This window comes from Moorena sp. SIO4A1 (assembly GCF_010672065.1).
GTDB lineage: Bacteria > Cyanobacteriota > Cyanobacteriia > Cyanobacteriales > Coleofasciculaceae > Moorena.
This window is the reverse complement of record NZ_JAAHHX010000003.1, coordinates 48,826-69,157: the sequence shown is the minus strand read 5'-3', so window position 1 is coordinate 69,157 and position 20,332 is coordinate 48,826. Positions and strand designations below refer to the sequence as shown.

The 20,332-nt window shown below is 44.9% G+C and carries 10 protein-coding genes; 3 read left to right on the top strand and 7 right to left on the bottom strand.

From position 1 onward, the window contains the following. Positions 1–116: 116 nt before the first annotated feature. The 6 genes from F6K53_RS03420 to hemC form a co-directional block, all read right to left on the bottom strand. Positions 117–1,820 carry an AarF/ABC1/UbiB kinase family protein gene (locus tag F6K53_RS03420; protein WP_366511323.1) on the bottom strand — a complete coding sequence of 568 codons (1,704 nt, stop codon included), beginning with the start codon at positions 1,818–1,820 and terminating at the stop codon, positions 117–119. Between the two features lie 160 nt (positions 1,821–1,980). Then, the gene (locus tag F6K53_RS03415; protein WP_293065065.1) at positions 1,981–2,328 is read right to left on the bottom strand and encodes a DUF6825 family protein; all 348 of its coding nucleotides are present in this window, start codon (positions 2,326–2,328) and stop codon (positions 1,981–1,983) included. Positions 2,329–2,620: 292 nt separating this feature from the next. Next, complete coding sequence (locus F6K53_RS03410; RefSeq protein WP_293065067.1) at positions 2,621–3,847, bottom strand: serine/threonine-protein kinase; 1,227 nt, start codon at positions 3,845–3,847, stop codon at positions 2,621–2,623. A 178-nt stretch (positions 3,848–4,025) separates the two neighbouring features. Continuing rightward, entirely contained in the window at positions 4,026–8,144 is a 4,119-nt protein-coding gene (locus F6K53_RS03405; protein ID WP_293065069.1) for a CHAT domain-containing protein, read from the bottom strand. 258 nt (positions 8,145–8,402) lie between these two features. Beyond that, complete coding sequence (glgA, locus tag F6K53_RS03400) at positions 8,403–9,830, bottom strand: glycogen synthase GlgA (RefSeq protein ID WP_293065071.1); 1,428 nt, start codon at positions 9,828–9,830, stop codon at positions 8,403–8,405. Between the two features lie 325 nt (positions 9,831–10,155). Beyond that, entirely contained in the window at positions 10,156–11,124 is a 969-nt protein-coding gene (gene hemC, locus F6K53_RS03395; protein WP_293065073.1) for a hydroxymethylbilane synthase, read from the bottom strand. Between the two features lie 1,068 nt (positions 11,125–12,192). On the opposite strand from hemC, the gene urtA reads away from it, so the two are divergent. The 3 genes from urtA to F6K53_RS03380 all read left to right on the top strand — a co-directional run bounded on the left by urtA (position 12,193) and on the right by F6K53_RS03380 (position 19,424). Next, complete coding sequence (urtA, locus tag F6K53_RS03390; protein WP_293079897.1) at positions 12,193–16,455, top strand: urea ABC transporter substrate-binding protein; 4,263 nt, start codon at positions 12,193–12,195, stop codon at positions 16,453–16,455. Between the two features lie 455 nt (positions 16,456–16,910). Next, on the top strand, positions 16,911–18,137 hold the full coding sequence (locus tag F6K53_RS03385; RefSeq protein ID WP_293065077.1) for a SpoIID/LytB domain-containing protein: 1,227 nt from the start codon (positions 16,911–16,913) through the stop codon (positions 18,135–18,137). An 84-nt stretch (positions 18,138–18,221) separates the two neighbouring features. Then, positions 18,222–19,424: an argininosuccinate synthase gene (locus F6K53_RS03380; RefSeq protein WP_293065079.1), complete on the top strand. Its 1,203-nt coding sequence runs from the start codon at positions 18,222–18,224 to the stop codon at positions 19,422–19,424. A gap of 74 nt (positions 19,425–19,498) precedes the next feature. On the opposite strand, the gene F6K53_RS03375 is transcribed toward F6K53_RS03380, so the two are convergent. Then, the gene (locus tag F6K53_RS03375; RefSeq protein ID WP_075898074.1) at positions 19,499–20,128 is read right to left on the bottom strand and encodes a DedA family protein; all 630 of its coding nucleotides are present in this window, start codon (positions 20,126–20,128) and stop codon (positions 19,499–19,501) included. Between the last annotated feature and the right edge of the window lie 204 nt (positions 20,129–20,332).

Here is a 20,332-nt window from a genome sequence, read left to right as displayed (position 1 = left end):
GGAAATGTCCAACAATGTCCGGATAAATGCCGAAACATCCAACGATTTTCCCTCCTAGTACTTGCTACTACGGTGGATAGATCGTGGGATAAGGAGCTATTACGACTTTACAACAACTAAAACATGCGATCAAACCGGTCAAGCCGTCGGAGCAACCTAATTAAGGCAAATCCTAACATAGCTGCCACCAAAACGACTACTAAGGCTAGTACGACATTACCATTGACAAATAATATAGTAGCCGAAAGGGTGAAGGCACTGATTAATAAAGTATAGTTGGTTCCCAACTGAATACCACTCAGCCGTCGTAAAACCCGGTCTGATTCAATAGAGCGCACTCGAATGCGCAGGTCTCCTCTTTCTAATTTTTCAATAGTACTTTCAATGCGTTGGGGCAAACCTAATGCTGTACTACTCATCTGTGCGGCTTGGCGTCCCAGTTCATTAATAAAGCTATTGTTGTCGGGAGTGTTGCCGTTGGTCATAATCTCTAGTGCGAAGGGTTTTGCAACTTCCATAAAATTAAATTCGGGGTCTAAGCCTTTACCCACTCCTTCCAGTGTAGAAAAGGCTCGCATCACAAATGTGAAGGTTGCTGGGAATCGAAAAGGCTGGCCATAGGCAATTTCGTAGAGGTCATCGCTGATGTTAGTGATCGATTGATCCTCAAAGGGCTTATCCATGAAATTATCCAGCATGTACTGAACTGAGCGCCTTACCGGTCCCATATCACTCACTGGTGAGAGCGCACCCAATTCAATTAGGGAAGTCACCACTCGGTCGCCGTCTTTTTGGGCAATGCCAAACAGGGTTTCCATAAGTTGCTCGCGCACATTGGCCTTAATCTGCCCCATCATGCCAAAGTCGTAAAAGATCAGGGAACCCTGATGACTAACCGCAATATTTCCTGGATGGGGGTCAGCATGGAAGAAGCCATCATTTAGCAACTGCTGTAGGTAAGCTTCTGCTCCCAGACGAGCGATTAATTTGCGGTCTAGACCAGCTGCTTCTAGAGCTTCGTAACTACTAATCTTAATCCCTGGTAAAAATTCTAGGGTCAAAACTCGTGATGAGGTATAGCGCCAGTAGATACGGGGTACCTTCACCCAGTCATAGTTGCGGAAGTTGCGGCGAAACGTATCTGCGTTTCGGCCTTCATTAAGATAATCAATTTCTTCCCAAAGAATACGACAGCACTCTTCATAAATCCCGCTCCAGTCCCGACCACGCCCCCAGTCTGGATGGTTTTGAAAGTAATAGGCGATCCCCTTGAGAATTTTTAAATCAATGGTAAACAGTTTTTTTAAGCCTGGTCTTTGGACCTTAATCGCTACCTCTTCACCACTGCGAAGTTGAGCTTTGTGAACTTGCCCTAAGCTAGCCGCCGCCAGAGGAATTGGGTCAAAAGCACTGAACAGTTCCTTGATGGGCTTGCCTAAATCTTCCTGGATGATCTGCTCAACTTGCTCGTAACTAAAGGCAGGAACCCGGTCTTGTAGTTTGCTCAGTTCTTCTACATACTCACTAGGGAATAAATCGGCACGGGTGGAGAATAACTGTCCAACTTTGATAAACGTTGGTCCTAGATCTAAGAATGTATCTCGAATCCAGATAGCTTGTGTTTTGCGTCTATATGCGTGCTTTTGCTCTGTATATCCTCCCCGATAACTCCAAGGTTTACCATCAAGCCACAACCCAGTGATGAGGGTTAAAACAAAACGCCAAATATCAATAAAACGCCTTTGACGGGAGTAATTTTCTTGATTCCACCGATAAGCTTTTTCGCTGTATTGCTTACCTATAGAACTTTGGCTAGACACATTGCGTTCCTGATTTATTGTAAGGTTAATAGAGTTTTGAGAAAGAGCAGACACTCGGATTTCTCTGTAAGGTTTTTATCAAAAAAATAGCAGGTTATTAAAAATTATGTCGAAACTACTCACTTCTGTAGATAATCTAGGGTAGTAACGATAAATCTTATCAAGATTGCTTGCCATAGTTTTTTAATTCAGTACGCAAGCTGGCAATTTCTGCTCGCAGCTCATCAATCATGGCTTGCAGATCAGCTGGCTTCGATCCTGTTTTCCCTGTGTTACTAGCTGTGTTACTAGCTGTTTTACTACTAATAGTAGAATCAGCTTCTGCTCCGGCTTCGCGATTGGCACTTTCTATTACCTGCTCGGTAAACTGCCGCAGTCGCTCACGCTGCTCAGCATCAAACTTGCCTAACTCACTCAGGGCATTGGTTAGAGCATCCTCGAGCTGCCGATTAATGGCTTGAGCTGCAGCCCTACCCAGAAAAAAGGCATGAATTACAGAGTTACTCATTGATAAGTTTCTTTAGCTTACGTAACAAATTATAACGTACTTGCCCAGGATTATGACTTAATTCAAATCCAGTTGCTTGCCTCGTATATCCTCAGTTTGTGCAATATCCCATGTCGTTATAATTTAAAAATCACATATTATATCATTTTATGTATTTAAATCTCACAGGACTTAGGCAGTAACTTTTCCTTCGTAGCCCTACTAATTATTAAGTGCGTTTGGTGGCCAGTGTGCTGTAAGTCCTGTGGAAGTATGAATATGAATAAAGCACCTTGATCAGGTTGAAAGTGTTTCAGAGTTGGGGTTCTGACAAAGGCCAATTGCTGCGAGGAGGGAAGGATTGATCGGTGTGGAAGATGGTAGAACCAGGTTCTTTTTGAGAGTTAATTCGCAGTGCGAAACCAAATCCTAATCCGGCTGAGGCGGCAAGGGCACCGGTCATCAGTAGGGCTTTCAGTGGGAATCCAGCTTTGGTAGTTTTGAGTTTTGAGGTTTGAGTTTTGAGCTTGGCGTGGACAGTTTTGAGAACAGCTAAGGTCTGAGTGCTCAGTTTTGAGGTCTGAGTGCTCAGTTTTGAAGTCTGAGTGCTCAGTTTTGAGGTCTTAATGCTCAGTTTTGGGGCAATTAATGACTTTTGCTGAGGACTCAGCACTTTCAACTGAGAACTGCTTTGAGGCACTTTTTCCTGAGTTGGCAGCAGCGATAACCAAGCTTCTACAGTTTTAGGACGTTGATTGGTGACCATGTGCAAGCCACGCCAGACTGCTTGTTTAACTACTGGAGTTAGGTTTTGTGGACATGGTGGTAAGTCCGGCAGGAAAAGAATATAGAAACCTTCCTGGGCATGCAATACTTCCCTGACTGGTGCAGGTAGGGGTGGGTTTCCAGTAAGCAAGCAGTAAAAGGTTGCGGTTAAGGAATAGACATCGGTTGCCTGGGAAAGTTGCCCTTTAGAAATGTACTGTTCCGGGGCGCTATACCCAGCAGCAATTAAACTGGCGTGGGTTTGCCTGACTCCTAGGGTGAGTTGACTAGTAATACCAAACTCACATAGCACTAGTGTATCGGTATCTTGACGCAGAATGATATTTTCTGGTCTAACATCTAGATGCAGCAAACCCTTTTGATGTAAGATACTAAGGGCATCGCCAATTTGACGAATGTATGCAATAGCTTGAGCTTCTGGAACCAAATTGGCTTGGATGAGTTCAGCTAACCTCTGCCCCGGAATATATTCCATGACTAGGTAAGGTCGTCCGTCAGCTTCAAAGGATTCGATTACCCTGACTAAATGCTGATGCTGACAGCCGCTCAAGAGCCTACCAAGGGCAAGAAATTGCCGCTTGAACTGGTCACCATGGGGATGGTGGCACAGATTGTCGCTGAGGGTTTTGATCACGACGGTTTGACCAGACTCAGCGTTGATGGCTAGGTAGGTGATGCTAAAGACACCTTTGCCTAGCTGGCTATGAAGAACATATTTGCCGTTGTGCAAGACTGTGCCTGCCTTTAAGTCCATGAAACTTCAGTTCAACTCCCACCTATGCTAACCTTAAGTGGTGCAGAATGGTTGACACCACCTAGGTTTCGTTTCTCACTTGTTGACAATCAAGGATCAAGGAAAAACCAGGATAACTATCAGTCAAATTATTCAGCTTAACTATTCTGTAGCAGGAGTTGTTAATCAGGATCAAACATTACCAAGGGTTACCAATTAGGGTAAAAGCGCTCCAATAGTAGGGATGTCGTAACTCCACATCTGGCAACTTAGCTAACGCTGGCGGTAAAGGAAAACTGCCCTGATCCGTTACCAACTGCCCTCTCTCGAGACGTACTGTGCCCCTGAGCAAATTTAACTGAGCTTTCCGTATAGCCTCGGCTTTGACTGGGAGTTGCTGTAATTTTTCGTAAAACGTTGTCATTAGCCCCAGGGTACCCTCATCGCTGACATACCAGAGACTTCCCAATGCGGACTTGACCCCCGCTAGCACTGCTAGACCGGCAAATCCTAATTCGGCTTGCTCGTCTCCTAAGGCAGTACGACAGGCACTTAAGACCAACAACTCCACCTTAGGCTTACTTAAGCCTAGTTTAGGCAACTGGTTAAGTTGCAGCTTGGTATCCCACAGCTGGATGTAGGAATTACTTGGCTTACCGGCTAAAAATTCACTATGGGTAGCCAAATGAACGATACCAAAGGGTTGTGAGGCACGAGCTTTTATCAAATTTGCTACGGTGAACGCTTCGTTAAGTAATGCCTTTCCTGACCACAGTTGTTCTGTAACCATCGATAACTCTACAGGAACTGCTGGTAATGGGTTTTTGTTCTTAAACTGGGATGCTCCCATCGCCAAGACTTGAAATTTCCTAATGTCTACATAGTTCATGTTGGTTAATGATAGAGTTGGCATCAAACCAAGGCTATATCGTTCTACAAGAAACCCAGTGCCATCATGAAGTGCTGCCATGGGTAAGGAGCGCAAACCAACGTCCATGATAAAGGCAAGATTATTTATTTTTTGGGCTTTTAGCTCCTGCTCTACTGGATCAATCAACCAACGATACAACTGCTGAGCCAAGGGTAGGTAGACATTTGCGCTTTCGAGATTGGTGATACTCCTGTGGAATTCCCGAGCAACAGAGAGAACTTGCGATCGCGTTGCTCCCTGCACCTGTTTTCGAATTACTGCTCCCGAAGCCGTAACGACTAGTAATTCCAGCTGTGTATCGAGATTTTCTTGCCAGTGTGACCTAGTCTTTTGCCGATTTTCCGTTCTCTCTCGTTCCGGTTTGGTTGACGTCAATCCTTTAGAATTGACTAGATTGCCCTTAGTAGTTTCCGGTTTAAATTCTGGTTTAAAGAAGAGGTAAATTAGGGCTGGTTTGAGTCCAGTAATATTTTCAATCTGGCGCAGGTGGGCTTGGGCTTCTTCCAGGGTGACTATGGGAGTGTTGCTAATGCCTAGATGTTTTTCAAAGGCATAGGTAAAGCCTCCCTCAAGTTGTTTAACATCAGCTTCAGCTTCTAGGGTAGATTTAGAGGATTTACTGGTAACTTGCTGTGGGACTGATTGTGCCAGTGATTGACTAATATTAGTACTATTAGTATTAGTAATCTCTGCTATAGTCTGTGGTGCTGGTTGATTGTAATAAATGTTGATTAAATTCGATTTAGGGGGAAAATTAACAAACTCAAGGTTTTTAAGATTATAATTAGGTTCTAATTTAGTATTTTTATGGTTTATTTGAGTGTATTCTGTTTTGGGAGCAATTGCCTGAGGCTTTGGTTGAGTAAGAATTGGTAAGAATTCAAGGGAATACTGATATAGTTGAGGGCGACTGGGGAATATATTAGCCGGATTTGAATAGGGATTGGTAGCCATTGCTTGACCTTGGCTAGTCGAATTTGAAATCACATCTTCAGCCATTGCTTGACCTTGGCTAGTCGAATTTGAAATCACATCTTCAGCCATTGCTTGACCTGCGCTAGTCGAAGAATTACCGAGCAAATTGGTAGCCATTGCTTGACCTGCGCTAGTCGAAGAATTCCCCAACAAATTGGTAGCCATTGCTTGACCTGCGCTAGTCGCATTTGAAGATGGCTCCCCAGTATTAATTTCTATATCACCTGAATCTGAGCTCGTTGAAGTCAAAAAGGATTCTGGTGGAAGAATGGTAGAATCACCTGTAGAAATAGCTCCCTCTGTACCATTAGTAATACTATTTCCCACCTCAAAGGGGGTTTGCCCGTTTCCCCCATGACTGATGGTGATTTTTCCTCCACCATCTCCCCCAACTGTAGCAATGCTGACTGCTGTTTCTTTGCCCTCGATTAAGGTGTCAAACGTCCCAGTGGCTCTAAAAAAACCTTCTGTGGTAATTTCCACATTGCCGCCTTTCCCATCAATACCACCTTGGGCATTGATCCAGCTAACCTGAATATTATCGCCATCGAGGGTAACATCCCCTCCCTTGCCAACTGTTGTTGATGAGTTAAGCTCTTCTGTGCTCAGAGCCTCAGACGCTGTGATTGTAATCGCTCCCCCATTTGTCTTGATATCACCTAGAGTGACATTAACGCCATTAATGGTGATATCTCCAGAAAAGTTCAGAGACACGTTAGGGGCGGTAATATCATTACTAGTATTCAGAACAATGTTGCCCAAAACTTGTTCTAGGGCATTCGCGCCAAGGGTAAAGCCAGATGTCCCCCCATCCCCCGACAAAATTTCCATCACATCAAAACCAAGGGGATTATCTGCTAGCTGCTGACCAGCAATCCCTGTCCCAGGTACAATACTAATGTTATTGTGGTCGAATGTAATCGTGCCGTTTTCACCAAGAGGGGCGGTGACATCAACTTTTGTGCCATCAAAGATTAAAGTCTGTTGGCTAGATATCTCAACTGTCCCAGCATCTGGGGACAATGGGGACAATGAAGTTTGCTCTCCAGCGCCACGGGCAGTAATCTCGCCATAGAATGCTGTGGTTTCCTCTGACCAGACAGTAACTCGACCTCCGTCTCTATCTGCCGCTTCTCCATCAGCCTTAATCAAGGAATCACCGCTGACAAAGGTGCGATTGGCATTTAAATTTACATTGTCTGGATTGTCTTGGGGGTGCTTCCCAATCCACACCTGGCCACCATTACCGCCGGAAGAGTCAATGGTGGCATTAATTACAGCAATGCGATCGCCTAATACTGTTACACTGCGTCGCCTAAGTTCTGGGCTGGAAACATCTAGGGTCCCCGAGACAATGGTTGTTCCTGTCTCAGTGGGAACTGTGGTGCCAGAATCTGTCAGCTGCACGGTTCCATTGGAATTGGCACTGAGTCCCGTCTCAATGCCTTGGGCTTGTCCTGTCAGTAGCTCTGGTATATCTAGTGCGGTAATTAATGGTTGCCCATTTGGTGTACGAGGGGGGTCAATCTCTAGATTCAACAAATTTCCAGATTGAGAAATCTTAACCAGACTTTCCCCTGGTACAGCAGCGATAGTAATATTGCCTCCCGGTGCCTTCACTTGCCCAGTGTTAATCACACTACCCCCGATCAAGGCGATAGTGCTATTGTCTGGCACTTCCAGCTCACCAGCGTTAATGATACTTCTTTGTTGGGCTAAATCAAAGGCAAAGCTAGTGGGGTCACCAATTAAGTTCTGGTAATTATTATTGTCACCAAAGGCATCAAACCAATTCCCGTCCTCAAAGCCAATCCCAGTCGCTGTGGTTGCTGTAAAGGAAGCAGGGACATTTATTCGAGCACCAGCCCCAAAAATAATTCCTGCTGGGTTCATTAAGTATAAGTTAGGGCTGCCACCGCTTGTGATTTTAATTAGACCATTAATAATTGAGGGATCACCGCCTACGACTCGTCCCAAAATATTCCTAACCTGGGGATTATTAGAGATAAAATTGGCAATCTGACCGGAATCGAGTCCAAATTCCTCAAAACTGTGGAACAGATTCGGTTTATCGCCACTAGAGAGGCTACCACCAGTAATATCGAAGCTTTGACCATTAGGAGTTACAATTGTCCCTGCACTGTCTTCTGCTGAGGTGATTTGTGCTATTGCTGGTAGCCCAGTTGGGGAGAGCAACATGGCTACCCCCCAGGGCATGACTTGAGCTAGAGATTTGCGGTTGAGGAATGAAGGAGAGATTGTTCGGTTAGAGCCTTGAGGAGGGAAAATCTTGCCCTCTAGGCGGCTCCACCGTCCTTGGTACTTAGAATAATTGCTGCGCTTGGGTTTTAATACCGGTTTCCCCATAATCTTCATAGCAACCCCCCCTAAGGTTCTCTGTCTAGTAGTCATGCAGTCTAGTAGTCATGCACCTAATTTGAAACAGCTGTAGCACCAATCCACTAAGGGAAGGCCATGGTAATTTTACTAATTTAAAACTAAATTAGCCATATTAAATTAGCGGTAGTGGTACACAAGTAGTGATTTTAGCTCCTGTTACTTTGACCAGACTGTAGCCAAATCACTACTTGTTGATCACTACCAAATTAGCCATCCTTAGTGATCACTGTTCACAGTAACAGAATAGGTGTAACTTATGGAATGTTCTGTCTAGCTGGCAACAACTAAATGGTTGTCTTGTGGTACATGTTGAGGTACTTCTGCCGGTAATCCTACCAGATCTTGGTACATATTGATATATTCCCTGGCTGACTTCTCCCAACTAAAGTCTTGGCTCATAGCTCGTTGCTGCAAACTCCGCCATTCTTTCTGGTAGCGGAAACCTTCCCAAGCCCGAACCATACAAGTATAAAAATCTAACGGTTCATAGCGGTCAAAGCAGTAACCGGTGCCAGTTTGCTTGATCGGATCATGGTGGGAAACGGTATCCACCAAACCCCCAGTACGTCGTACTATGGGGATACAGCCGTAACGCATAGCCAGCATTTGGCTAATCCCACAGGGTTCAAAGCGGGAAGGCATTAAGAATAGATCACTACCAGCATAGATGCGTCGAGCTAGAGGATCGTTATAGAGGATTTGAGCAGACATTCGTCCTGGATAGCGGGATGCGATTTCCCACAGTTGGGTTTCATAGTAGCGCTCTCCCGTACCTAGGACTAAAAATTGACAATCGGTGTAAGCTAGGAAACCCTGTAAAACTTGCACGAGCAGGTCAATCCCTTTCTGTTCCACTAAGCGGGAAACCATACTGATCACACAGGTATCCGGGTTGATGGCTAAGCCGACTTCTTTCTGGAGGGCTACTTTGTTTTTGCTGCGGATGTCGAGAGTATCTGCGGTGAAGTTGTGAGGAATGTAGTTATCGGTTTCGGGATTGTAACTTTCTGTATCAATACCATTGACAATTCCAACAGTTTTACCACTGATAAATGACAGCAAACCTTCTAAGGATTCACCGTATTCAGCCGTTTGGATTTGTTGAGCGTAGGTGGGAGAAACAGTATTTACCCGGTTAGCATACTGTACAGCTGCTGCCATAGTATTATGACCTTGCATATACCAGGGACACCAAGTAATTTCTTCTAAGCGCCAGCGCTGGGGGCCTTGATAAGCCAGGTTGTGAATTGTGAAAACTGTGCTGATATCTGATGATTGGTGCATCCAAACCGGAATCATGCCCGTGTGCCAATCATGGCAGTGAATAACATCAGGCTTCCAGTAGTTCCAAGCAAACTCAGCTGCACCATTGGCAAATAGGGTGAATCGCCAGTCTTCATCATCTCCAGAATAGATTTGGCGACCAGCAAAGGCAGCATGACCAAATAAATATAAGGGGACATCAGTCTTGGGTAGTAGGGTTTCAAACACATTGAAGTGTTGAAACATAGCATCACCGGACCACACTGGTTCCTCTGGAATCTCCATTTTATCGGGCAAAAAGCCGTAGTAAGGCATGAAAATTCGGACATCGGGTCCCAATTGCCTCAAGGTTTTGGGTAATGATCCCACTACATCCCCCATACCGCCAATTTTCGCGATGGGAGCTGCTTCCGCCGCAACGAATAGAATCTTCATCTGTTAGTTGTCAATTATTTGTTGTTAGTGCCTAGGAAATAGCTGCAAGCTTGAAGGATGAAGTGCATTTGATCAAGCCTGAAACATGGAGCAGAACTTTTCAGGAATTGACCTTTAACTCCTCTGTTGACTTGATCGAAGAACCTTCAGCTTTCCGGCTATCCTAGCTTACTCTAGCCTTCTGAAAAATTCTACGGTAAAAGAAAAAGGCTATGGCTTAAAAAACCTTTTCCTTAGCCTTTTCCTACACTAAAAGCGGCTTTGCGAAAATTATAAAATCTATAGCGTTTCGGACAGGAATTGGATTGAATTTTCAGCTATATTCCTATTCCCGCTCGATTTGAGCCAAAATTTCATCCAAAATCTCTTGTGCTCCCTGTTGTTTGAGCTGTTCGGCAAGTTCGAGTCCCAGATTTTCTGCTTGACTCTGCTCCCCTTGAATGGTATCTTTGACAAGTCTTTGCCCATCCACACTAGCCACTATAGCTGTTAGGGTTAGGGTATTGCCTTCCAACTGAGTGTCTACACCGATGGGAACTTGACAGCCACCTTCGAGCGCTCTTAATAATGACCGTTCCGCGTAACAGCGTTGAGCAGTGGGGGGATGTGCGATCGCATTGAGTAGTTCTAAGACTTCTTGATCATCCTCACGGCATTCAATTCCCAAAGCCCCTTGTCCCACAGCATGGAGTGAGATCTCTGGTGGTAAAATTTGGTGAATGCGATCGCTCATGTCCAGTCGTTGTAGCCCAGCTACTGCTAAAATTAGTGCATCGTAGTCACCAGCATCCAGTTTGGCCAGTCTGGTGTTTAGGTTCCCTCTAACATCTTTAAAACTCAGATGGGGAAAATGGTAGCGCAGCTGAGCCAGCCGTCTGAGGGAGGAGGTTCCAATTATCGAGCCTTCTGGCAACGTTTCTATCTGTTTATCTTGGTGCTTTTGGTGCATTACTAAAGCATCTGCGGGGTTCTCCCGTTCTGTGACGCACCCTAACACCAACCCTTCTGGCAATTTGGTGGGCAAGTCTTTGAGGGAATGCACCGCAAAATCGATCTCATCCCTAAGCATTCCCAATTCCAGTTCCTTAGTGAATAACCCTTTATCCCCAATCTTAGATAAAGCCACATCCAGGATTTTATCTCCGTGGGTACTCATGGTCTGGACTTCAAACTCTCGGTCTGGAAAATGTTTTTTCAGTTGCTCTTGTACCCAGTAAGTCTGAATCAGAGCAAGTTGGCTTTTCCGAGAACCGATGCGAATTGTCCGGGCAGGACTGGTAACGGTAGAGGTCATAGGGCTGTCAATTTCTACAAGGCAGATCAATTTACTTGTTCTAGACTACCGCAGAAGGTGACGTTTCCCTTTCCGTTTCTGTCATTAGCTAGTTGTCATTTGTCATTTGTCAAAAACTAAGGTGTAGTATATAGCATTTCTGTAAGCTATCAGCTATCAGCGTGTCGCGTATCAGCTATCAGCTTTGGAATAAAACAAGTAACCATTGGAATAATGCTGAGTTATAGCAGAAGTCAGAAGTCAGAAGTCAGAAGTCAGAAGTCAAACTCTTGCGCTTACTTAGGTTTGAGACTTTTGTCATGTCCGCGCCTGCCCTGGCGACTGCTATACCTCAAGCGCGTCGTTCGCACAGCGTGGCCAAACGCGCCCCGCGTGGCCAAAGCCTGTGCCACAAAGCACCTCAAGTAGCGTGAGCCTTTAGCTCACGGCTGACCGCTGACCTCTGTTGGCTGAATGCTTATCTCATAACTCTATATCTCATCTACTTGAGTGGTGGGATGAGTTCACTTTTATCAGCAACGCCAAACAAAATTTTTTCAGTGATAGTATCCAAAGAGACATCAGATATTTGTAAAGAATTGTATAGTCGTTATATTGAAATATAAGTTCACAGGAAATTTTAAGTTATTTATATTATTGTTGTACTAATTGGTTGAGGTGCAGTGTAATTGACTTAATCGGGAAGAGGTAAATGGTGGGAGGGAATAAAAGATGGAAATTAAAACTAAAATTTCGAAATTTTTCCTAAATTTTGCCACTTTTCTATTGATTCTCTAAATTTGACTTCTATAACCACAACTGCCCCAGAAACTAAGTCATCTTCGATGGGTTGTGTAGGTAGTTAACAGGTTGACCCGAAAATATTTCCTTTACACCCACAAAAATTCCTCCCCTAACACGGTTTTATCCTGACTTAATCAGGGTGCTCGCTACATTCGCGCTTGATTTAACATTGATTATTTAATAGTAGGTCACGTCGCCTGCGGTTGCTAGATAAACCCAGAGTGAGAGGCTGATGGGTGATTAAAAGTTAAAGATTTGCAAATAAATATTGCAGGAATTTAAGCAATGCCAAGTTTCAAGACTGATAACCCCTGTATACGATTTGGTATATTGCATTCCTTAAGAGGTACTATGGCAATTAGCGAAGCCCCCCTGGTGGAAGCTGAGCTGATGGCGATCGCAGAAATTAACCAAACCGGAGGAGTTCTTGGTCAACCTATCGAAGCGATCGTTGAGGATGGCGCATCGAACTCAGCGGAATTTGAGAGCAAGGCCAGAAAACTGATTCAACAGGATCAGGTAGCCACAGTCTTTGGCTGCTGGACGTCTGCTTCTCGTAAGGCAGTTTTGCCTGTATTCGAGGTGTTAAATTCTCTGCTATGGTACCCCCTACAATATGAGGGTCTGGAATGTTCCCCCAATATTTTTTATACCGGGTCTTGTCCAAATCAACAAATTGAGCCAGCGGTGAACTGGCTGGTGAAAAATTACGGTAAGCGATTTTATCTGATCGGTAGCGACTATATTTTCCCCCTGACTGCCAACAAGATTATTAAAGCGCAACTGAAACAACTGGGGGGGACAGTGGTTGGGGAAGATTACATGGCTCTAGGCACTCAAGATATGGGTGAGGTGATCACCAAAATTAAACAGGTTCAACCAGATGTGGTCTTCAACACCCTCAATGGTGACAGTAATGTAGCCTTCTATCGCCAGTACAAATCCTCTGGAATTAGAGCTGATGAGATTCCGATTATGGCAGTGAGTGTGGCTGAGGCGGAACTCCAAAGGATAGGGGATACAGCGGCGGGACATTATGCCAGCTGGAGCTATTTCCAGAGTCTGAACACTCCTAATAATCAACGGTTTGTCCAGAATTTTCAGCGTCGTTACGGAGCTAACCGAGTGACTAGTGACCCCATTGAAGCCGCCTACGCCCAGGTTTACCTTTGGAAACAAGCCGTGGAATCCGCTCAATCATTTGAAGTAGACCGGGTACGGGTGGCAGCTTATGGTCAGAAATTTGATGCTCCGGGAGGATTAGTCCAAATCGAACCGAATCACCATATTGCCAAAAAATGCCGGATTGGGCGGATTTTGCCTACTGGACAATTTGAAATTGTGTTTACCAGTGAACGTCCGATTAAACCCCTACCCTGGTTAGGGGTTGAAACCTATAACTGTGCCTGTGATACACAAACTCACCAATACAATGGGTCGGCTAGGGCCACACCATTGATCGAACCCTACAGCACAAATGTGGTGATTGAATTATTGGCTGAGGTGGCTCAATGGATTGAAAAAGCTAGGTCTTTCGAGACCAATGCACAAGTATTAGAAATGGCAACGGCACAGTTGAAACATGAAATAGTTGAGCGGCAACGAATTGAAGCAAAACTCCAGAAAGCGTTCGATGAGCTAGAGCTAAAGGTTGAACAACGCACAGCTGACTTAAAAGCATCTAATGCTCAGCTAATTACGGAGGTGCGAGAGCGTCAGCAAGCTCAAGAAGAACTCAGGGCAGCTAAAGATCAGTTAAAGGCCGTGTTGGAAGCGGTACCGGGGATTGTCTCTTGGATTAGTTCGGATTTGCGCTACTTGGGTGTGAATCGCCATTTAGCCAAAACGTTTCACTTGCCCTCAGAGGGGTTTGTGGGTCAAGACATTGGGTTTCTTGAGGCTAGCTCAGAGTTTAATGACTTTGTCAAGGAGTTTTTTGCCAGCCCAGAGCAAGATGCTTGCCGAGAGGTCTTGGCTATTGTTAATGACGAAAAGCACAATTATTTAATTGTTGCCCAGAAGTACAATCAAGGCTCAGCTGCTTTCACCGTTGGGATTGATATTACCGAACGTCAGCAGGCCCTTGAGGACCTGCGCAAGACCAAAGATCAGTTACAGGCAGTTTTAGGCGCAGTACCAGGGATTGTTTCTTGGATTAGCTCGGATTTGCAATACCTAGGTGTGAATCACCATTTAGCCAAAACGTTTCACTTGCCCCCAGAGGCTTTTGTGGGTCAAGACATTGGGTTTCTTGAGGCTAGCTCAGAGTTTAATGACTTTGTCAAGGAGTTTTTTGCTAGCTCAGAGCAAGATGCTTGCCGAGAGGTGTCGGCTATCGTCAATAACGAAAAGCACAATTATGTGATTGTTGCCCAGAAGTACCATCAAGGCTCAGTTGCTTTCACTATTGGGATTGATATTACCGAGCGTCGGCAAGCTGAAGAAGCCCTGAGGCAAGCTGAAGCGAAATATCGCAATATCTTTGAAAATGCTGTAGAAGGTATCTTCCAAACCACCCCCTCAGGACGTTACCTCAGTGCTAACCCAGCTTTAGCTCGTATCTATGGTTATGAGTCCCCAGAAGTATTAATTAATACTGTCACGAATATTGAGCAGCAACTTTATGTTGATCCGAACCGTCGCTCCCAATTCATCCAGTTATTGGAAGAAAATCCTACCTTAGTGGATTTCGAGTCCCAAGTCTATCGCCAGGATGGCAGTTTGACTTGGATTTGCGAAAATGCCCGTGCCATTAAAGATGAAGATGGCAATCTGCTGTATTACGAAGGTACTGTAGAAGACATCTCTGAGCGTAAGCAAGCTCAGGAAGCCTTGCAAAAAGCCAATGAAGTGTTAGAAACCCGAGTGGAGGAACGAACAGCAGCACTACGGGACGCCAATCATCAACTACGGATTGAGATTGTAGAGCGCAAGCACATCGAAGCAGCACTACGTAAATCCGAAGCTGAGTTGCGGGTACTGTTTGGGGCGATGACAGATGTGATTACCGTTTTTGATGCTCAAGGACGATACATGAAAGTAGTCTCGACCAATTCTGAGGTTTTATATAGTCCAACGACCGAACTACTTGGTAAGAGTGTCTACGAGGTTTTTCCCCCCAAGCAAGCTGAACTTTTTGTCACCCATATCCGGCAAGTCTTAGATACTAAACAAACCCTGAATATAGAATACAGTTTACCTATAGGACATTATCAAGTAGGAAGTATTAAGGATGAAATTAGTTCTAACTCAGACTTGAATGGCCACAAACTTTCGGACTTCGATTCCAAGAATATAGGGCATCACACTAACAACTATTATCACAATTCATCCGATTATGAAAAATTTTCGGAATTCAATGGCCAAAAGCTAGTGGGGCAAACTGAAAAACCCTTTCATACTTCACACTTTAGAGGTGATAATTCCCAGGTGTGGTTTGCTGCGAGTGTCTCACCCCTGCCAAACAATTGTGTGATTTGGGTCGCTCGTAATATTACGGAGCGCAAACGGGTTCTAGATGCACTCCAGGAAGCTGAAGAGAAGTATCGTAGCATCTTTGAAAATGCCGCTGAGGGGATTTTTCAGATTACATCGAATGGGCAGTACCTGAGTGTCAATCCAGCTTTAGCTCGGATGTATGGCTACTCTTGCCCAGAAGAAATAGTTACTAAAGTGACCGATATTAAACAGCAACTTTATGTCAACCCCAACAGCTATGCTGAGTTTATTGCTGCGGTTGAGGAGCATGGTGCTATCTCGGATTTTGAAGCTAGGGTTTATCGACAAGATGGCCAAATCATCTGGACATCCCAGAATGCTCGTGTTGTGCGTGATGCTCAAGGGAAACTACTGTACTACGAAGGCACTGTAGCCGACATTACCAAGGGCAAACAGGCAGAAGCAGCGCTGAGAGCTGAACAAGAAAAGTCGGAACACTTGTTGTTGAATATTTTACCTCACTCCATCGCCCAACGATTAAAACAAGAGCCAAAAGCTATTGCGAATCGCTTTGAGGAAGTAACAATTCTGTTTGCTGATATTGTGGAGTTTACCAAGCTTTCTGCTCGCATCTCTCCCACAGAATTGGTTAATCTACTTAATCAAATTTTCTCAAGCTTTGACCAACTAGCGCAGCACCATGGATTAGAAAAAATTAAGACTATTGGAGATGCCTACATGGTTGTTGGTGGTCTACCAAACCCTAGGGATGACCATCCAGAAGCGATCGCAAACATGGCATTGGATCTGCAACAGGAAATTACTCGTTTCCAGCGGGATGATGGAGAACCATTCCGCCTGCGCATCGGGATTAACACTGGTCCTGTGGTAGCTGGGGTGATCGGTATCCAGAAGTTTATTTATGATTTGTGGGGGGATGCGGTTAATGTGGCATCTCGGATGGACTCTCAAGGGGAACCTGGGAGAATTCAAGTTACTGCTGCCACTTACGAGCGTTTAAGAGACAAGTATTTGTTTGAAGAGCGAGGAATTATTAATGTGAAGGGCAAAGGAGAGATGATCACCTATTGGCTGACTGGGCGAAAGTAAGTGATTGTGGAAGGTTGTTCGCTCTTGGCGTCCGAAGTAGGGTGGGTTGAGGGTTGTTCGCGTAGCGTGGCCAAAGGCCAAGGTTGAGGGTTGACCCCCTGCCGATCTTTGGGAGGATCAAAGCTTTAGTGTTAACTAGCAATTACCTGATTCATCTTCCATCGGCCTCTGCTCTATATATTTTTTTTGACTTTTTTGTAAAAACGTTTCACCAACATGCTAGCATTTTAAGCTTTGCTTGTCAGTAAATACACTTTGACACATCGTGCCGGTTTTTTGTGAAAGAGTTTGTCCAAAATTCATCCCACACTCAAAACGAAGTGTTGAGATGTGGGATGAATTTTGGCGGAAGCTAAGAAAGGGATAAGCTGTCTGTCACTATCCAGAATTCCAATAGGAATGCTGTATTATATAGTGTAATAGCCGGTGAAGCAAGTGTTTAATTTTAATTACAAATGACGAAATCAGTGTTGTGGTCAATTGCCCTATTTTCAATTGCCCTATCTGTACCTTTAGTCTTATCGAAATCCCTGTCACCTGGCTCTGAGTTAGAAACATCTTCCTCAACGTCTTCTGCTCCAAATTCCCCAGATCAAGTTTCCCCTGAGTCGGATGGGTTGGCTAACTCAGAGGATACTCCCACATCCGAACTAACATCTACCGCCACAGATCCAACACCATCCCCATCTCCTACCCCCAAGGATGAGAATTCCACTGTCTCTAAGTCACCACCCTCACCAACCCTAGCCCAAACTAAAGCTACCGAAGCATCAACCTCTAGCAAGCAAGACACGAAACAATCTACTGCTACTACTAAGGATAAATCCCAGGATAAATCAGATCAATCAGCCAAGACTGAGTCTTATAATCATAACAACCAGCCGCCCAGCCAGTCTGAAGGAGCTACCAAAAATCAGCAACCAGCACCAAAGCCATTGAATGATGCTCCCATCCTAGAAATGCGAGTTGCTGTAGCCAATGGTGTTAAGTCTCTGGTAGTGGCTACTTCAACACCGGGTGAGTTGCTAGATGCTAGGGGTCAGCCCCTGGGTAAACTAACGGCCAATCAGGGAAGTAATGTAAAACCATTAGGGGACTATATTCAAATTGGTAACTATAAGACCCCCGCAGGGCTTTGGGTGAAGCCAACTAACGGAGGGTATGTATTAGTGGGAAATCGCTGGTATCGAGGGGATTTGCTATTGATTTCTAAGGGAGATAGCATCTTGGCAGTAAACTACGTTGACCTTGAGCTTTACCTGACTTCGGTGGTGGGAGCGGAAGTGTATCCTAGTTGGCCAATGGCAGCTCTGAAAGCACAAGCCATTGCTGCTCGCTCCTATGCTTTGGTTCATGCGATTCGACCTGCTAGTAAGTTCTATGATTTGGGAAACACTCAGCGTTGGCAAGTTTACAAAGGAATCAAATATGAGTGGAACACCACGGCTCAGGCAGTTCAAGAAACTCGCGGCATTTTTCTAAGTTACAAAGGTGGGGTGGTAGAATCCTTGTACGCGGCTTCTGACCATATTGTCAAAAATGTATTTGGTGGTCAGGGTATGAGTCAAACCGGAGCTCGTGACTTGGCTAAGCAGGGTTACACCTATCAAGAAATTTTAGGCAACTATTATCCAGGCACTAGTTTGGCTTGGATTGATACTGTTGAAGCGGATTACGATTAGAGTTCTGTGCCAATTGAGCAACCCTATTCTGGAAATATGTGGATAGAATAGATATTTTGTTGTTTTCCACAGGGTGAAACTATCATGAGCCGTGCTGAAAAAGTTGTTCTAGCATATTCCGGTGGCGTAGATACGTCGGTTTGTATCCCTTATCTTAAAGAAGAATGGGGAGTAAAGGAGGTGATCACCCTAGCGGCAAATTTAGGTCAGGGAGATGAACTAGAACCAATCAGACAAAAAGCCTTGGACGCTGGGGCAACAGAATCCTTGGTTGCTGATGCGACCTACACCTTTGTCAAGGACTATGCGTTTCCAGCCATTCAGGCTAATGCTCTTTATGAAAGTCGCTATCCCCTCTCTACTGCTCTGGCTCGTCCCCTGATTGCTAAATTATTGGTGGAGGCTGCTGAAAAATACGGTGCAGATGCGGTAGCTCATGGTTGTACCGGTAAGGGCAATGACCAAGTGCGTTTTGATGTGTCGATTATCGCCCTTAACCCCAACTTGAAAATATTGGCACCAGCTAGGGAGTGGGGTTTCTCTCGTGAAGATGCGATCGCATATGGTGAGCGCTTTGGTATTCCCTCACCAGTGAAAAAGTCTTCCCCCTACAGCATTGACCGTAACCTGTTAGGGCGGAGTATTGAAGCGGGGGTGCTTGAAGATCCGATGGTAGAACCACCAGAGGAAGTTTATGCCATGACAAAAGCGATCGCAAATACACCAGACGAGCCAGAGTATATTGAAATCGGCTTTGAGCGAGGTATTCCCACTATTCTTAACGGTAATCTCCTTGACCCCGTGACTTTGATTAGTCAACTCAACGAGTTAGCTGGCAATCACGGTGTGGGACGGATTGACATGGTTGAGAACCGGGTAGTTGGTATCAAAAGCCGAGAAATTTACGAAACACCAGCCCTATCGGTGTTGATCCAAGCTCATCGTGACTTGGAAAGTCTGACTTTGACTGCTGATGTTACCCAGTACAAGCGAGGGATTGAAGACACCTACAGTCAAATGGTCTACAAAGGCTTGTGGTACAGTCCCCTTAAGGATGCTTTGGATGCTTTCATTCAAAAAACCCAGGAGCGGGTATCCGGTACAGTCAAGATTAAACTTTTCAAGGGTAATGCCATAATTGTAGGACGTCAGTCAGAGAATTCTCTCTACACTCCGGAACTAGCTACCTACACCTCGGAAGACCAGTTTGACCACAAGGCCGCTGAGGGTTTCATCTACTTGTGGGGATTACCAACTCGGGTGTGGTCAGCAAAAACCAGGAGTTAGGAATTTTGCGTTACGGTAATTGGGTTAAGGTAATCCTTAACTACCAATTACCGATTACCGTTTGCCAATTTAAACTAATCCCCCATCTCCAATTTCTGCCTACGAGACTCAAACCATTTAGGAACAACAATCGAGCCAATCACCAAGATCAGAGCAACAATCGCAAATTTAGATACCGAAGAGATTAATAGCTCCAGAGGTATCAAGCGTCCGCAAAAGTAGGATAAACTCACCATCACTGATGCCCAGATCGTAGCACCAGCTAAATTGAATAATATAAATTTCGGGTAAGGCATCTGAACAATCCCTGCCATTGGACCAGCAAAGATCCGCAGTATTGCCACAAATCGACCAAAAAAAACGGCCTTAGCAGCGTTCTTACGAAATTCGGTTTTAGCCTCTGTCAGTTGTGCTTCTGTGATCCGGACTAAACCCCCAATTCGCAGTAGTAAGGGCCAACCACCGATTTTCCCAATCCAGTAACCACAGTTATCTCCTAAGACAGCACCAGCGATCGCAGAGCATAGGACTACCCAATAATTGAGTTCGCCGCTACCTGCACCGAAGCCACCTACCAGGGTAATGGTTTCTCCCGGTATGGGAACCCCAGCGTTTTCCAGGGCAATCCCAAAAAAAACTGCCCAGTAGCCATAGTCCTTAGCTATGTCCTGGACTGTTTCCAACGATAAAAGCTCAAAAGACATCCAGCGTTACAAAAATTAATACTTTTTAATATTTTGGCTCGATCGTGTCTTTTGTGTCAATTAAAGCAGTATTATAGAAAATACTGGACAAACACAACCAGAACCAATTCGAGCTTTTATCAAAAGCTTGCTCGGTTAAATTAAAACTTGACTGGCGATGAATCCCATGCTGATCTTAGCTACAGAGTGGAGCTTATCGCCAGA

Excerpts from the sequence above, each read along its gene's own strand:
- F6K53_RS03405 (WP_293065069.1), bottom strand. The coding sequence starts at position 8,144 with ATGACTACTAGACAGAGAACCTTAGGGGGGGTTGCTATGAAGATTATG.
- F6K53_RS03375 (WP_075898074.1), bottom strand. The coding sequence starts at position 20,128 with ATGTCTTTTGAGCTTTTATCGTTGGAAACAGTCCAGGACATAGCTAAG.
- urtA (WP_293079897.1), top strand. The coding sequence starts at position 12,193 with ATGCCAAGTTTCAAGACTGATAACCCCTGTATACGATTTGGTATATTG.
- F6K53_RS03385 (WP_293065077.1), top strand. The coding sequence starts at position 16,911 with ATGACGAAATCAGTGTTGTGGTCAATTGCCCTATTTTCAATTGCCCTA.
- F6K53_RS03380 (WP_293065079.1), top strand. The coding sequence starts at position 18,222 with ATGAGCCGTGCTGAAAAAGTTGTTCTAGCATATTCCGGTGGCGTAGAT.
- F6K53_RS03410 (WP_293065067.1), bottom strand. The coding sequence starts at position 3,847 with ATGGACTTAAAGGCAGGCACAGTCTTGCACAACGGCAAATATGTTCTT.
- glgA (WP_293065071.1), bottom strand. The coding sequence starts at position 9,830 with ATGAAGATTCTATTCGTTGCGGCGGAAGCAGCTCCCATCGCGAAAATT.
- F6K53_RS03415 (WP_293065065.1), bottom strand. The coding sequence starts at position 2,328 with ATGAGTAACTCTGTAATTCATGCCTTTTTTCTGGGTAGGGCTGCAGCT.
- hemC (WP_293065073.1), bottom strand. The coding sequence starts at position 11,124 with ATGACCTCTACCGTTACCAGTCCTGCCCGGACAATTCGCATCGGTTCT.